The following is a 14,803-nucleotide window of genomic DNA, read 5'->3' as shown; positions in this document are numbered from 1 at the left end:
TCGGATAGAGGTATGGCGAGAAGTGGGGCGGAACGAACGCCGTACGCGCGCCCTGCGGACTGGCGCGGCCGGAATCAGCGGTGGGCGGTGGTAGTGCTCATGTCGCACGCTGGGCCGGCGCGGGGCGCGGGCCACCTTCTCGCAAGGGGTCTTGGAAGCGAATGGTAAACCAATCAGCCCGCTGTTGCGCATGCCGGCACGGGGCCGGCATGCGCGTGGCATGATGCCGGCCACCTGTGCTGCCAGTACCGACCATGACCATCAAGGGTAAAGCCACCTCGCTGGATATCGCCTACCTGGCCGGCGTGTCGCAACCGACCGTGTCGCGCGCACTGCGCGGCAGCCCGATGGTCAACGAAGAAACCCGCAAGCGCATCCTGCGCATCGCCAACGAATTGAACTACAAGGTCGACAAGAACGCCTCGTCGCTGCGGCTGCGCAATGCCGGCACGCTGGCGCTGCTGTTCTTCGAAGACCCCACCGCCGACGATTCGCTGATCAACCCGTTCTTCCATTCGATGCTGGGCTCGATTACTCGCGCCTGCGCGCTGCAGGGCTACGACCTGCTGGTATCCTTCCAGCAGCTGTCCAAGGACTGGCAGGCCGATTACGAAGACAGCAACAAGGCCGACGGCATCATTCTGCTCGGCTACGGCGATTATCAGCAGTCGCGCCAGCGGTTGCAGTTGCTGGTCGAACAAGGCACCCACTTCGTACGCTGGGGCGCGGCGCTGCCGGGGCAGCCGGGCATTTCGATCGGCAGCGACAATTATCAGGGCGGGCTGGACATCACCGAGCATCTGCTCGCGCAGGGCTGCCGACGCATCGCCTTTCTCGGCCACGCGTCCAATCATTACCCCGAGTTCGAAGAGCGCTACCGCGGCTACGTCGCCGCGCTGAAACAGCAGGCCTTGGTGGCAGATCGCGCGCTGCAGTTCGATGCGATCACCACCGAGTCGTCCGGCCATGCCGCGTGCCTGGAGCTGCTCGACAGCGGCAAGGCGTTCGATGCGGTGTGTGCGGCCAGCGACCTCATTGCGATCGGCGCAATGCGCGCCTTGCGCGAGCGTGGCCTGCGGGTGCCGCAGGATGTGGCAGTAAGCGGCTTCGACGATATCGCATTGGCGGCGTCGGTGGCACCTGCACTGTCGACGGTGCAACAGGACACCAAGCAGGCCGGCACGCTCCTGGTGGAGAGCCTGGTGGCGCTGATCCGCGGCGAAGCGGCGCAGAGCCGCACCATTCCGGTAAAGCTGGCAGTGCGCGACTCCTCGCGTAGCAGCGGCCTGCAACCACCGCTGGGCTGGGGGCCGGCCGGCCCGGAGACCGGCGACCCGGTGGCTGGTCGGGCCGCTGATGGAGCTGTCAGGCGTTGATTCGGGAATTGGGAATTGGGAATCGTGCGCGACAGGCTGCGAGACCATTGATGCCTCGTAGGAGCGCACCCGGGCGCGATTAGGCGTTCCCGGTAATGCCCGTCGCGCCCGGGTGCGCTCCTACCTGTTGCGGGCATCGCGCGCGGCTTGCTCGGCCATCTGCGCGTCGAGCTGCCTGCGCAAGGCCGGGTCGGTGATCGGCGCGTCCGAGAGCAGCACTCGCACCCCGTGTGCGGGCACCGGCGTCAGCAGCCGACGCTGCACCGGCACCCGCTCGCCACTCAGCGCGTCGCGCCAGGTGCCTGGCTGCAGAAAATGCGTCACCTCGATGTTCGCCGCCACATCGCCCTTGTTGATCAGCACCAGCGCCGTCTGGCTGGTGCCCGCATGCTGATAGACACGGAAGAACGCCGCTTGATCCCCACGTAGCAGCACATCCACCTGCAAGCCGCGCTGCAATGCTGGGGTATCCCGACGCAACCGCGCGATCTGCTGCAACGGGCCGAAGATCGGGCTTTGCGGTGCAGTGCGGATGCGCTCGGCACCGAAGTAATTGCGGTTGCCGGCATGTTCGGCACGCCCGCGCATGAAGCCGGTCTCCGAGCCGTAATAGATCACCGGGATGCCGCGCGCGGTAAACAGCCAGTTGTGCGCGTCGATGAAGCCGGTGTCGCTGGCATCCAGGCGCGCCATGTCGTGGTTGTCGTAGAAACTCATCAACTCGTACGGATTGGCATACGGTCCCTGGCGCAGAAACAGCGGCGCGGCAAGCTTCTCGAACCCGGCCTGCTTATGCCCGAAGACAGCGGACAGCTGCTGCTTCAACGGGAAATCCAGCACGCTGACGCCGGCATTGCGCGCCCAGGTATGCCCGGCAATCTTGTTGGCGTCGTAATCGAAGGCTTCGCCGAACATGAAGAACCCCGGACGTTTTTCGCGGATGCGCGCAACGAAGGCATGCCAGAAACGGTCGGGCATCCAGCCGATGGTGTCGATACGAAACGCGTCGGCGCCCTGCTCCATCCAGTGCAGATACGCGCCGGCCAGATAATCGAGCACGGCGGGATTGTTTTCGTTGAGATCGGACAACTCGGCCAGGCCGCCGCCGGTGTTGTAGAACGCGTGCAGCGGAATGTGCTGCGGATCCAGCTGGGCAGGCGGCAGATTCTGGTGATCGGCGACCAGGCGGCCATCGGCGTCGTACAGCTTGCCGAAGCCCGGCTGCGCCGCCGGCATGCTGTAGGCCGGCGAGCCGTGATTGCCCACGATATCCAGCACGACCTTCAAGTGGTTGGCATGCATGGCGCGGGTGAAGCCGGCAAAGTCCAGCCCTGGGCTGGGCAAATGCTCGTCGAGCTTGTAGAAGTTCACGCCCCAATAGCCGTGATAGCCGGTCTTGCCGTGGTCGCTGAGCGTACTGCCGCAGCTGATCGGCTTGCCGCCGGTGAAGGCCTCATCCGGATTGTCGACGATCGGCGTGATCCATAACGCGCCGAACCCCAGCTCGCGGATGTAATCGGCATGCTCGACGATGCCCTTGAAGTCGCCCCCCAGGTAACCGATGTTGTCGCCGACCGCATCCGCGCAAGGCGTCGGCACATCGAACGTGCGATGCGCACCGCCCTGGTCGCGCTGATCGTTGCCGGGGTCGCCATTGACGAAACGGTCGGTCACCACGAAATACACCGCGTCGGCAGCGAACGGTTCCAGCGTGCCGTAGTAATCGCCATGTGCAGTCGCTGCGTTCGCCGCTCCTGCACACACGATCAGTCCAGCCATCATCACATGACGCATCACCGCCCTCCCGAAGCCACTGGAACCCGCACCACGCACACACCGGCAAGGAGCAAACTGGCGCCGCCGATGGCCAGCGCGTAGATCGGTTGACCGCCCAGCCAGACGTGCAGCACGAAGCCCAGTGCGCTGGCCGCGACCAGCTGCGGAATCACGATGAAGAAATTGAAGATGCCCATGTACACGCCCATCTTGGCGGCAGGCACGCTGTCGGACAGCAAGGCGTAAGGCAGCGACAGGATCGAAGCCCAGGCAAAGCCGACACCCAGCATCGACAGCAGCAGCCATTGCGGGTCGCGGATCGCCAGCATCGACAACAGCCCGGCCGCACCCAGCCACAAATTGCACAGATGGCTCCAGCGCAGGCCGATCGCACGCACCAGCAGTGGAATGACCAATGCCGCCAACGCCGCAAAGCCGTTGTAGGCACCGAACAACACGCCCACCCAGTTCGCGCCCTCGTTGTAGGCCGCCGATGCGGTGTCCTCGGCGCCGAAGTGCACCTGGGTGACCGCGGCGGTGGTGTAGATCCACATCGCAAACAGCGCAAACCAAGAGAAGAACTGCACCCAGGCCAGACGCCGCATCGTCAGCGGCATGCTGCGCACGTCCTGCACGATCGCCACCACCATGCTGGTGGACGGCAGCACGTGCGCCAACCCAAGCAGCGCACCGTAGGCGATGCACAAGCCGGCCAGCACGTAGAGCATGCGGTCGCCGTGCTGCCAGGCGATCGCAGCGACGAGCAGCACACCGATGCCGCACCAGAGCACACTCGCACGTTGCGGCGGCAAGGTGCCGGCGATCGCTGCAGCCGCTACAGGCGGATGCGCATCGTCGAAACCGGCCAGCTGCTGCGGGCTGTATTCGCGCGTACGCAACACCGTCCAGCTGATCGACAGCAACAGCACCGCGGCACCGAGGTAGAAGGCATAGCGCACGCTGTCGGGCAACTGCCCTGGCGGCGCGGTATTGGCCACGCCCCAGTGCGTCAGCAACCACGGCAGGAAACTCGCCACGATCGCGCCGACCCCGATGAAGAAGCTCTGCATCGCATAGCCGGCAGGCCGCTGCGCCGGTGGCAGTTGATCGCCGACCAGGGCGCGGAATGGCTCCATCGAGATGTTGATCGATGCATCCAGCACCCACAATGTGCCGGCGGCAATCCACAGCATCGGTGCGTTGGGCATCGCCAGCAAGGCCAGTGTGGTGAAGACTGCGCCGACCATGAAATACGGGCGCCGGCGCCCCCATCGGGTCCAGGTGCGGTCGGACAGGTAGCCGATGATGGGCTGCACGATCAGACCGGTGAGCGGTGCGGCGATCCACAGACCGGGCACGTCGTCGACCTGCGCCCCCAGGGTCTGGAAGATGCGGCTGGCGTTGGCGTTCTGCAACGCGAAGCCGAACTGGATACCGAGAAAGCCGAAGCACATGTTCCAGATCTGCCAGAAACTCAGGCGTGGCTTGGCGGTCATTGCGCAGCCTCCGTGCTCGCTGCGGGGCCGACCAGCAGCGCGCTCACCTGCGCGGTGTTGACCACGCCATCGCGACCGCCGCGGCCGCCGTTGTACTGCGCAAAATGGCGAGCGCGCTCATGTTGAAGCCATCTTCCAGCCGGAACCTGCACTGCTGCCCGGCCACCACAGTGAAGCTGACCTGCGTGGACAGCTGCTCGCCCACGCTATGCGGCATCACCACGACCTGCGACTGCGTGGCCTGCCCCGGGCATTCCAGCAGCAGCCGCTTGACCGCCGCAGTGACGCCGGTATTGATCGGCCCGTTGGGGTTGCGATAACGCAGCGATACGCGATGCTGGCCCGCGCGCGTGGCAGCCCAAACCCAGGCCTCGCTGCCCGGGACTTCCTGCAACGGACCGAGCGTCAACGCGGGACTGTGCAGCGACTCCAGGCCATCGGCGCGGCGGGTCAGGCTGAGCACGTGCAGCCGGCCGTCCTCGCGCAGGTCTAAGTGCCGCGTGGCGTCCAACGCATGCCCATCCATGTACAGCGTCGCCCCAGCCGGAATCACAACGCGATAGCCATCGCCCTGCCGTTGCGCGACGGGCGCCTCCGGCGTGCTGGGTGCGAACACCTGGCCTGGCTGCGGCGGTGCGGTGGTATCGGCCTTGCGACCGATCAGATGCACCAACGTGGTCTGGCCTTGTTGCTCGACCTTCCCCGCCACCAGCAACTCACCCGCACTCGCCGTCGGCCGCTGCAGCACATAGCGTCGGGCGCCCTGTTCAAGCACGATCTGCTGGCGATCGCCAAACAACAACGGCACCAACGTACGCGGCAATTTCGGCGTCACGCTGCCATCGGCGCCAATGCCGAACACGCCTTCCAGCACCGCGGAGAGATAGCCGGCAACCGACCACAACTGGCGTGGCGAATTCACTACCGGGCCGCTACGTGTGCCCTCCTCCACATGCACCGCCAGGCTCTGCATCTCGTAGTTTTCCATGTTGGAGCCGGCCAGCGCGCTGCCGCGCATCAACGACTGCAACTCCAGCGCAATGCGCGGCGCGTCGTCCAGCTGGCGTGCGGCGCGTAGCGCATACGCACTGACGAAAGGCCAGACGGCGCGATTGTGATAAATCGGCTGTTCGGCTTCCTGCGGCCACACCACCGGGCTGCCGCCGGCAACCAGCGGATACCTGCGCAGCGCGGCACGCGCACGCTCCTTCGGAAACACCTCGGCCAGCACGCCGAGCGACACGCCGAGCAGATCGACCTTGGCATAGCGCACCGGATGCGCCGCATTGCCCAGATAGCTCACGTACTGATTGCTGCGCGCATCCCAGAAGCGCGTGGCGATGGCCTGACGCAGCGCATCGGCCCACTGGGCGTACCTGGACGCGCGCGCATCGCCATGCTGGCGCGCCAGTTGCTCGGCCAGGCGCAGGGCATGGTAGTGCAACACGTTGGTGGAAAGGGCGAAGGACTCGGCGATGAAGCGCACATCCTGGCGCGTCCACTCCGGATAGGTCTGCTCGCGCCAATCCAGAAACGAGGTTTCGCCGCGGTAGAGGCCGATCTGCGCATCGAAGACCGCGTCACGATCCTGCGCGAGAGTGGCCTGCAACGCCTCCCAAACGTCTTCAGCGAACGCCTTGTCATCCAGCAGGCCGCGCGCGGCAAGAAACCACACCACGCGGTCGCTGCTGATCGGCCAGCTGCCACCGGAGCCGGTGTCCTGCGCAACAAACACCCCTGGCGTCCGCCCGTCGCGCGCCGCCGACAGCTTGAAGCGCAGCGCATTGCGCGTGCGCTCCGGCTCCAGCCGCGCCAACGCCAGATCGGCGGCGAAGCTGACATCGCGCGTCCATACGTAAGGCCAGCGCTCACCGGTTTCGAAACACGCGCACGGCACCGGCTTGCCGTCGTTGAAGGCCGGATCGCGGATCGCCTCGACACGGTCGTCGGCCATTTCCTGCTGCGCCATGGCGAACAGGGCGTCGAACAACGGACTGGCGGTATGGGTACGCATCGGCTGCGGCCCGATGCGGCGCTCGCCCTGCGGCCAGCGCAGCACGAAACCGCCGTCTTCTAGCGCCTGCGCTTGCGCACGGCGGCCCTGGAATTCCAGCTCATCGGCCAACACCGGCGAGCTTGCCGCAACGCCGAGCGTTGCAGCCATGCAGATCATCTTCAGCATCGAAGCGGCCAGACGGCTTGCACCGTCGGCCTCCCTCCCTCGTTGCACGCGTTGTAGTGCGCGGCACTGGCGTGCCACGGGCGCGGACCCTCCCAGGTGCCGTGACGCCATGGTAGACGCGCGCTCCGGGGTTCCGCATCAATGCATACGTATTCATGGCAATGGCTGCAGTGCAGCATGGTCCATCCACGCCACAGCGCTGCATAGTCGCCGCTGACGCAACGGCCGCCTTGGGAGGGGATATGCCGCTGGTTTCACATCGCGTGCGTTCGATAGCGCGCGCCGCACGCAGTGCGCCACTGCTTGTCCTGTTGCTTGGCAGTCTTGCAGGCATCGCGCAGGCCGAGCGCATCGCCATCAGTGCCGATTCGCCCGGCAACGTCCTGCAGGTCACACTGGAAGTGGACGGCGGCACGCCCTACTACCGCGTGCAACGCCTGGGCCAGCCAGTGCTGGAACGCTCGCGCCTGGGTTTCCAGTTGCGCGACGGCCGGCTGGACCGCGGCCTGGTCGTCCTCTCGCAAGCACGCCAAGCCCATGACGATACCTGGGAACAACCCTGGGGCGAGACGCGCCTGGTGCGCAACCACTACAACGAACTAAGCGTCAGCCTGGGCGAGCGCAGCGGCGCGCAACGCCGCTTCGATGTGATCTTGCGCGTGTACGACGATGGCATCGGCCTGCGCTATCACTTTCCCGAGCAAGCGGGATTGCGCGAAGCCATCATCGACGAGGAAGTCACCGAATTCGCCATCGCGCAACCGTCCGAGGCATGGTGGATTCCGGCAGGCGAGCCGATCCACTACGAATACCTGTATCAGCGCACGCCGTTGAACCAGGTCGCGCTGGCACATACGCCGCTCACCTTGCGTACCGAGAGCGGGCTGCATGTCGCGCTGCATGAAGCGGCGCTGGTCGATTACGCCGGCATGTGGCTGCGCCGCACCGAAGGCCGGCGCCTGCGCGCGCAGCTGTCGCCCGCTGCCGAAGGCTGGAAGGTGCGGCGCAAGCTGCCGTTCGATACGCCGTGGCGCACGCTGCAGATCGCCGACCAGGCCACCGGGCTGGTGGAGTCCAACCTGATCCTCAACCTCAATGCGCCCAACGCCTTGGGCGATGTGAGCTGGGTCAAGCCGTCCAAATACGTCGGGGTGTGGTGGTCCATGCATCTCAACCAGCAAACCTGGGCGACCGGGCCGACACACGGCGCCACCACTGCCAACACCAAGCGCTATATCGATTTCGCTGCGGCGCACGGCTTCCGTGGCGTGTTGGTGGAAGGCTGGAATCCGGGCTGGGACGGCGAATGGTTCGGCAACGGCGGTAGTTTCGATTTCACCCGGCCGACACCGGATTTCGACCTGCCCGCGCTGAGCAAATACGCCGCCGGCAAGGGCGTGCATCTGATCGGCCATCATGAAACGGGGTGCGCAGTGGATCATTACGAAGACCAGATTGCCGAAGCGATGGACCTGTACGCCCGGTTCGGCGTGGACTCGGTCAAGACCGGCTATGTCTGCGACGACGGCCAGGTGGAACGTCGTAACCCGGCAGGCGGCACACCGCTGCGCGAATGGCACGACGGCCAATGGATGGCACGCCATCATCTGCGCGTGGTGCAGGAAGCTGCCGCGCGCCACCTCGCAGTCAATGCGCACGAACCGATCAAGGACACTGGCCTGCGCCGCACCTATCCCAACTGGATCTCGCGCGAGGGCGCGCGTGGCATGGAATACAACGCCTGGGGCCAGCCACCGAATCCGCCCGAGCACGAGGTCAACCTTGTGTTCACCCGCCTGCTCGCCGGGCCGATGGATTACACGCCCGGCATCCTCAGCCTGAAAGGCCGCAACGGCCAGGCGATTCCCAGCACGCTTGCGCGCCAGCTGGCGCTGTACGTGACGCTTTACAGCCCGATCCAGATGGTCGCCGATCTGCCCGAGCATTATCTGCAGCACCGCGACGCCTTCCGCTTCATCGAAGACGTGGCGGTGGATTGGGATCAGACCCGCGCCTTGAATGGCGAAGTCGGCGACTACGTCACCATCGCGCGCAAGGACCGGCATAGCCGCGACTGGTTCCTGGGCAGCATCACCGACGAGCATGGCCGGCTGCTGCAGGTGCCGCTGGGATTCCTTGAACCCGGCGTGCGCTACACCGCGCAGATCTATCGCGACTGCGACGGTGCGGACTATGTCAGCAACCCGTTCGCCTTTGTCAGCGAACAACGCCAGGTCAGCAGCGCCGACACGCTGGAACTGCGTCTTGCGCCAGGTGGTGGGCAGGCGATTCGCTTCGTGCCGATGGATGGCAGGCGCTGACCTGGTCACAACGGGCTGAAGAGATCTTCAACGCGATCGAGTGCATCACGCAGCGGCGCGGCAGCCGCTGCAGATTGCGCCTTAGCGTTGCCTTACGACAGGCCAGGGGTCTTCCGCGCTGCAGCGAAGCCTGCGTGGAATCGATTCCAGCGCAATCAGCCGGGTTGAATACGTATGCAGTGCCCGTTTGCACCCAGGTGCCGTGTCTACCATACGTCGCAGTCGTAACGTCCGTAGTGGCGCGCGATGCAATGCATCCAGGCGTTTGCCGGATCGAAAAATCAAAGAACAACATGTACCTGGGAGGGGAAAATGTTGAAGCACAAGCGCTCTGCGCTGAGTATCGCCCTGGCCGTTGCCATGGCACCGACGTTGGCCGCCGCGCAATCGGCGACACCGGCGCAAGCTACCGACACCGAACAAACCGCCGGCGCGGTGACCGACTTGGACAAGGTCCAGGTCACCGGCCTGCGCCGCGCGATCGAAGGTGCCATCTCGGTCAAGCGGGATTCGACTTCGATCGTGGAAGCCATTTCGGCCGAAGATATCGGCCGGCTGCCGGACGTCAGCATCGCCGAATCGCTCGCGCGCCTGCCTGGCCTGGCGGCGCAACGTGTGGCCGGTCGTGCACAGGTCATCAGCGTGCGCGGGCTGTCGCCGGACTTCTCCACCACGCTGCTCAACGGCCGCGAAGTGGTCAGCACCGGCGATAACCGCAGCGTGGAATTCGACCAGTACCCGTCCGAACTGGTCAGCGGCGTCACCGTCTACAAGACGCCCGACGCCGGCCTGGTCGGCCAGGGCCTGTCCGGCACAGTCGACATGCAGACCGCACGCCCGCTCAGCTACAACGAGCGGGTGATCGCCGTCGGTGGTCGTTACCAACGCAATTCGCTGGGCAAGGCCGCCAACGTCGATCCGTACGGCAACCGCTTCAATGTCAGCTACATCGACCAGTTCGTCGACCGCACCATCGGCCTGACCATCGGCTATGCGCACACCGACATGCCGATCCAGGAAAATCAGGTCGGCTTGTACGAACCATGGCAGCCAGTCAACGCACAGCGCCCGCGCCCCGGCGTGGCCGACGGCGTGTATTTTTCCGACGGCATCAAGGCATTGCGCCGCACCGGCAACCAGAAGCGCGACGGCGTCATGGCCACCTTGCAATACCGGCCGTCCAACGCCTGGACCAGCACGTTCGACGCCTTCCATACCAAGGCCGAGCAGATCGACACCGCCAACCAGTTCGAGCTCAATCTGAGCAACTACAACGGTGGCTACACGCCGGGTCTGAACATCAGCAACGTGCGCGTCAACGACAGCAACAGCTTCACCGGCGGCGACGCCAGTGGCGTCTACCCGCTGGTGCGCGGTATGTACAACAAGCGCGAAGACACCATCGATGCGTTCGGCTGGAATAACGAAATCACTGCCGGTGCGGTCAAGATCACTGCCGATCTCAATTACTCCAAGGCCACGCGCGACGAACTGAACCTGGAAAACAATCTTCAACGTGCGCCCATGCCGCAGCTGGATACCGTCGGCGTAACGGTTGTCGGCAACGGCTTCTCCCAGCTTGCGCCCGGAATGGATTACTCCAATCCCGATCAGCTGTTTCTCACCAACACCATCTACGGCTCCGGCTACGGCAAGGTGCCGAGCGTGGAAGATGTGCTCAAGGGCGCACGCCTGCAGGCCAGCTTCCCGATGCCCGAAGCGCTGAGCTGGTTCTCGGATCTGGATGTGGGCGTCAACTACGCCAATCGCGAAAAACAGAAAACCCAGCCGGAAGGCAACATCACCCTTGGCGCGCAGGGCGAATCCACCATCGCACCGGACCTGCAATACGCGCCGGTCAACCTGGGCTTTGCCGGCATCGGCACCCTGCCCGCCTGGAACGTCCCGGCGGTGGTCTCGCGTTACATGCTGTTCAATCCCAGCGACGATGCCTCGTTCCTGGTGTCCAAGGCCTGGACCGTCGAAGAGAAGATCACCACCGCCTGGCTGCGCGCCAATCTCGATACCGAATGGGGCGATGTCGGCGTGCGCGGCAATATCGGCGTGCAGCTGCAGAGCGCCGACCAATCCTCGCGCGCAAACTATTGGGACGCGTCGCAGCCGGCAGGTAGCGAAGTGCGCCCGATCGACGACGGCAAGACCTATCGCGACTGGCTGCCCAGCCTGAATCTGGCCTTCCAGTTCCCGTACGAGCAGACCCTGCGCTTTGCGATGGCAAAGCAGGTCGCACGCCCACGCGTGGATCAGCTGCGTGCCTCGCTGGAATTCGGTGTCGACACCTCCACCGGCCGCCCCGGTGCCAGCGGCGGTAACCCGATGCTCGACCCCTGGCGCGCGAACGCCATCGACCTTTCCTACGAAAAGTATTTCGCCGAGCGCGCCTACGTGGCCGCCGCATTCTTCTACAAGGACCTGAAGAGCTACATCTACACCCAGAGCCGCGACAACTACGACTTCTCCGCGCTGGTGGCCGGCTATGTGCCGCCGCCGGGCTCGGCGCCAGTACTGACCACCGGCACCTTCAGTGCCCCGTTCAACGGCAAGGGCGGCACCCTGCGCGGTGTCGAACTCACCGCCTCGCTGCCGCTGGATTTGCTGTTCGCCCCGTTGCAGGGTTTCGGCGTCCAGGCCAGCGCCACCTTCAACGACAGCGACGTCAAGATCCGCGACCCGGAAAGCGCCTCCAGCGTCGGTGATGGCGAGATTAGCCTGCCCGGCCTGTCCGAACGCGTCTACAACCTCACCGCCTACTACGAGCACAAGGGCTTCGAGGCACGCGTCAGCCAGCGCCGTCGATCGGACTTCATCGGCGAGATCGGCAACTTCAACGGCAACCGCACGCTGCGCTACGTGGTCGGCGAAAACATCACCGACGCGCAGATCAGCTACAGTTTCAACGACCGCAGCGATCTTGCCGGCCTGACCCTGCTGCTGCAGGCCAGCAATCTCAGCAATTCACCCTACCGCACCTACGCCGAAACCAAGGACCGCCCGCTGGAATACATCGAATGGGGCCGCACCTTCGTCCTGGGCGTCAACTACAAGTTCTGATGAGCTGTGAACTGCAAACAATGCGCTGATGGCTACATCGTTATCTGTGGCTACATCGTTACCCGTGGCCACATCGCTAACGGTGGTTACGTTTCCTACGTGACAACCGGCGCATCACCAGGCTGGCCGGCCCTGGCGCCAGCCCTCTCCACCGGGACACCAAAGCCCCCTCCCGCCGGGAGAGGGGTTGGGGTGAGGGTACGGCACAAGCGCAACGCGCATCAGTAAGCAGCCAGCTCTGCTCTATCGGCTCCATGAGAGATCACTCAAGATGCGGCTTCTAACTAGAAGAACCGAATACTCTCCTGATCAAAGCGACAAAGTCGATCAAAAGAAAACCCGCCGACGTGATACCGGCGGGTTTTCTTTTGATCCAAAAATTTTCAGAATCCGAGCTAGCATAGCCCTCTGCAAAAGCGCACAGGATCAAGCGCCAATCACGCAACCCTTGCGCATCGGCACTCCCCTGCGCAAAGCATTCGCTTGTAGCACCGGAACGTCTCCAATCGCGGCACCATCAGCGCCTTCCTGCATCAACACGAATCCAAGCCGCTGCTACAAGGCCGCCGGTAACGCTGACGTCCTCGCAGTCAAGCGCAATCCATGTGCGGCCTTCCGGTCAAAACACCCCGACTGGCATGGAAAACAGCACACCCTGCCTCATCCAGAGAGCAAGGACTTCATCGACGGGGAACAACCGCAAAGCTGGCGTAACGCTGTAAATGCTTGGCGAACCAAGCAGCCGTCAACTACAAAAAAAGCGAGGCACTTCCCCCAAGGAATGCCTCGCTGCGTTCCAGACAATCACGCACCGACAGTTAGCTGGCGCGACACACCGTCAACCACCCTCGATCGCACAAACCACCGCATGCCCGGACAGGCGCAGATGGCCATGTTCGATAGCTCCGCGCTCCACGCCGGGCACATCGACCGGCTTCCACGCGCCAGCCGGCAGTCCGAGCTCGGCTGTGTCGGCCGACAGATTGAATGCCAGCAACATCACCTGACCGGCATGCTCGCGCCGGAACATCAGCACAGGTTCGGCGGTGTCGTAGAACGTGATCGCCCCCTCGCGCAACGCAGGCTCGCCCTTGCGCCAAGCCAGGAACTGCCGCACCGCACTGAGCACGGACAACGGATCGTCCTGCTGCACGCTCACCGCAGCCGCACGATGCTCCTCAACCAGAGGCAACCACGGCTTGCCGCTGCTGAAGCCTGCCGACGACGCATCCGTCCAAGGCATCGGCGTCCGGCAGCCATCGCGGCCCTTGAAGGTCGGCCAGAAGGTGATGCCATACGGATCGCGCAGATCCTCGAACGCCACATCCGCCTCGCCCAGACCCAGCTCCTCGCCCTGGTACAGGCAGATCGACCCGCGCAGCGAGCAGAGCATCGCCACCACCATCCGCGCAAACGCCGGCGACGCATCGGCCCCGCCCCAGCGCGTCACTGCACGCACCACATCGTGGTTGGAAATAGCCCAGCACGGCCAACCTTCCAGCATCGTGGCTTCGAGCCGGCTCACCGTCTCGCGAATGTAAGCCGCGCTGTAGTCCTGCACCAGCAGCTCGAAGCTGTAGCTCATATGCAGGCGGCCATGAGCGGTGTACTCGGCAGTGGTCGCCAATGAGTCTTCCGACGAGATCTCGCCAAGACTCACGGCATTCGGGTACAGATCCAGCAGCCCGCGCAAGCGCTCCAGAAACGGCAGATTTTCCGGCTGCGTATTGTTGAAGTAGTGGTACTGATACGCGTACGGATTGTCGGCACTGAACCCGCGCCCCACCCGCTTGTCAGCCGACTTGGCCGGATTGTCGCGCAGCTGCGCATCGTGGAAGCAAAAGTTGATCGCATCCAGGCGGAACCCATCCACTCCGCGATCCAGCCAGAAGCGCACGTTATCTAGCGTCGCCTGTTGCACCTCGGCGTTGTGGAAATTGAGGTCCGGCTGATCCACCAGGAAATTGTGCAGGTAATACTGCTCGCGCCGCGGCTCCCACTGCCATGCCACCCCACCGAACAGCGACAACCAGTTGTTGGGCGGCGCCCCGTCCTCGCGCGGATCGGCCCACACGTACCAATCCGCCTTTGCGTTGGTCCGGTCCTGCCGGCTCTCCTGGAACCATGCATGCGCGATCGAGGTGTGGCTCAACACTTGGTCGATCATCACCTTCAAGCCGAGGCCATGCGCCTTGTCGAGCAGACGATCGAAGTCGTCCAACGTCCCGAACAGCGGATCCACCGCACGGTAGTCCGCGATGTCGTAGCCGAAATCGGCCATCGGCGACTTGAAGAACGGCGAGATCCAGATCGCATCCACACCCAACCCGGCGATGTAGTCAAGCTTGGCGATGATGCCGGGCAGATCGCCCACCCCGTCGCCATTGGAATCCAGAAAACTACGCGGATAAATCTGATAGATGACGGCCCCGCGCCACCATGGTGTCTGCGACATGTACGCCCCTCCCGGGCCATTGCGGGCGCCAGAATAAGCGCCCTGCTAAAGGCATTAGCGTAACTGCGCAACACGGAATGAGGGCGCTCGCGCATACGTATTCATCGGCGGGCAGCTTGCTAAAA

The 14,803-nt window shown here is 64.3% G+C and carries 6 protein-coding genes and 1 pseudogene; 3 read left to right on the top strand and 4 right to left on the bottom strand.

The window, feature by feature from the left end:
• Positions 1-254 precede the first annotated feature (254 nt).
• Positions 255-1,376 (top strand): LacI family DNA-binding transcriptional regulator, encoded by a 1,122-nt coding sequence (locus XarjCFBP7645_RS07430; protein WP_104536908.1) that lies wholly within the window; start codon positions 255-257, stop codon positions 1,374-1,376.
• A 120-nt stretch (positions 1,377-1,496) separates the two neighbouring features.
• Here XarjCFBP7645_RS07430 and XarjCFBP7645_RS07425 read toward each other — a convergent pair whose 3' ends face one another.
• The 3 genes and pseudogenes from XarjCFBP7645_RS07425 to XarjCFBP7645_RS07415 form a co-directional block, all read right to left on the bottom strand.
• On the bottom strand, positions 1,497-3,158 hold the full coding sequence (locus XarjCFBP7645_RS07425; RefSeq protein WP_181126325.1) for an alpha-amylase family glycosyl hydrolase: 1,662 nt from the start codon (positions 3,156-3,158) through the stop codon (positions 1,497-1,499).
• 11 nt (positions 3,159-3,169) lie between these two features.
• Positions 3,170-4,648, bottom strand: coding sequence for an MFS transporter (locus XarjCFBP7645_RS07420; protein WP_104536906.1), 1,479 nt, complete (start codon positions 4,646-4,648; stop codon positions 3,170-3,172).
• A pseudogene (locus XarjCFBP7645_RS07415) lies at positions 4,645-6,830 on the bottom strand (Six-hairpin glycosidase-like protein). Before XarjCFBP7645_RS07415 ends, XarjCFBP7645_RS07420 begins: the two are co-directional and overlap by 4 nt.
• A 242-nt stretch (positions 6,831-7,072) precedes the next feature.
• On the opposite strand from XarjCFBP7645_RS07415, the gene XarjCFBP7645_RS07410 reads away from it, so the two are divergent.
• Together XarjCFBP7645_RS07410 and XarjCFBP7645_RS07405 are read left to right on the top strand one after the other, a co-directional pair.
• Positions 7,073-9,151: a glycoside hydrolase family 97 protein gene (locus XarjCFBP7645_RS07410; RefSeq protein WP_047124267.1), complete on the top strand. Its 2,079-nt coding sequence runs from the start codon at positions 7,073-7,075 to the stop codon at positions 9,149-9,151.
• A 312-nt stretch (positions 9,152-9,463) separates the two neighbouring features.
• Complete coding sequence (locus XarjCFBP7645_RS07405) at positions 9,464-12,223, top strand: TonB-dependent receptor (protein ID WP_181126244.1); 2,760 nt, start codon at positions 9,464-9,466, stop codon at positions 12,221-12,223.
• Positions 12,224-13,061: 838 nt separating this feature from the next.
• On the opposite strand, the gene XarjCFBP7645_RS07400 is transcribed toward XarjCFBP7645_RS07405, so the two are convergent.
• Positions 13,062-14,678, bottom strand: coding sequence for an alpha-glucosidase (locus XarjCFBP7645_RS07400; RefSeq protein ID WP_104536902.1), 1,617 nt, complete (start codon positions 14,676-14,678; stop codon positions 13,062-13,064).
• Positions 14,679-14,803 lie beyond the last annotated feature (125 nt).

This window comes from Xanthomonas arboricola (assembly GCF_002940665.1).
GTDB classification, from domain to species: Bacteria; Pseudomonadota; Gammaproteobacteria; order Xanthomonadales; family Xanthomonadaceae; genus Xanthomonas; species Xanthomonas arboricola_B.
This window is presented reverse-complemented; position numbering and strand designations above follow the sequence as displayed.

Bases quoted from the DNA above. Each gene is read 5' to 3' on its own strand.
- XarjCFBP7645_RS07410 (WP_047124267.1), top strand. From the start codon at position 7,073: ATGCCGCTGGTTTCACATCGCGTGCGTTCGATAGCGCGCGCCGCACGC.
- XarjCFBP7645_RS07420 (WP_104536906.1), bottom strand. From the start codon at position 4,648: ATGACCGCCAAGCCACGCCTGAGTTTCTGGCAGATCTGGAACATGTGC.
- XarjCFBP7645_RS07425 (WP_181126325.1), bottom strand. From the start codon at position 3,158: ATGATGGCTGGACTGATCGTGTGTGCAGGAGCGGCGAACGCAGCGACT.
- XarjCFBP7645_RS07400 (WP_104536902.1), bottom strand. From the start codon at position 14,678: ATGTCGCAGACACCATGGTGGCGCGGGGCCGTCATCTATCAGATTTAT.
- XarjCFBP7645_RS07430 (WP_104536908.1), top strand. From the start codon at position 255: ATGACCATCAAGGGTAAAGCCACCTCGCTGGATATCGCCTACCTGGCC.
- XarjCFBP7645_RS07405 (WP_181126244.1), top strand. From the start codon at position 9,464: ATGTTGAAGCACAAGCGCTCTGCGCTGAGTATCGCCCTGGCCGTTGCC.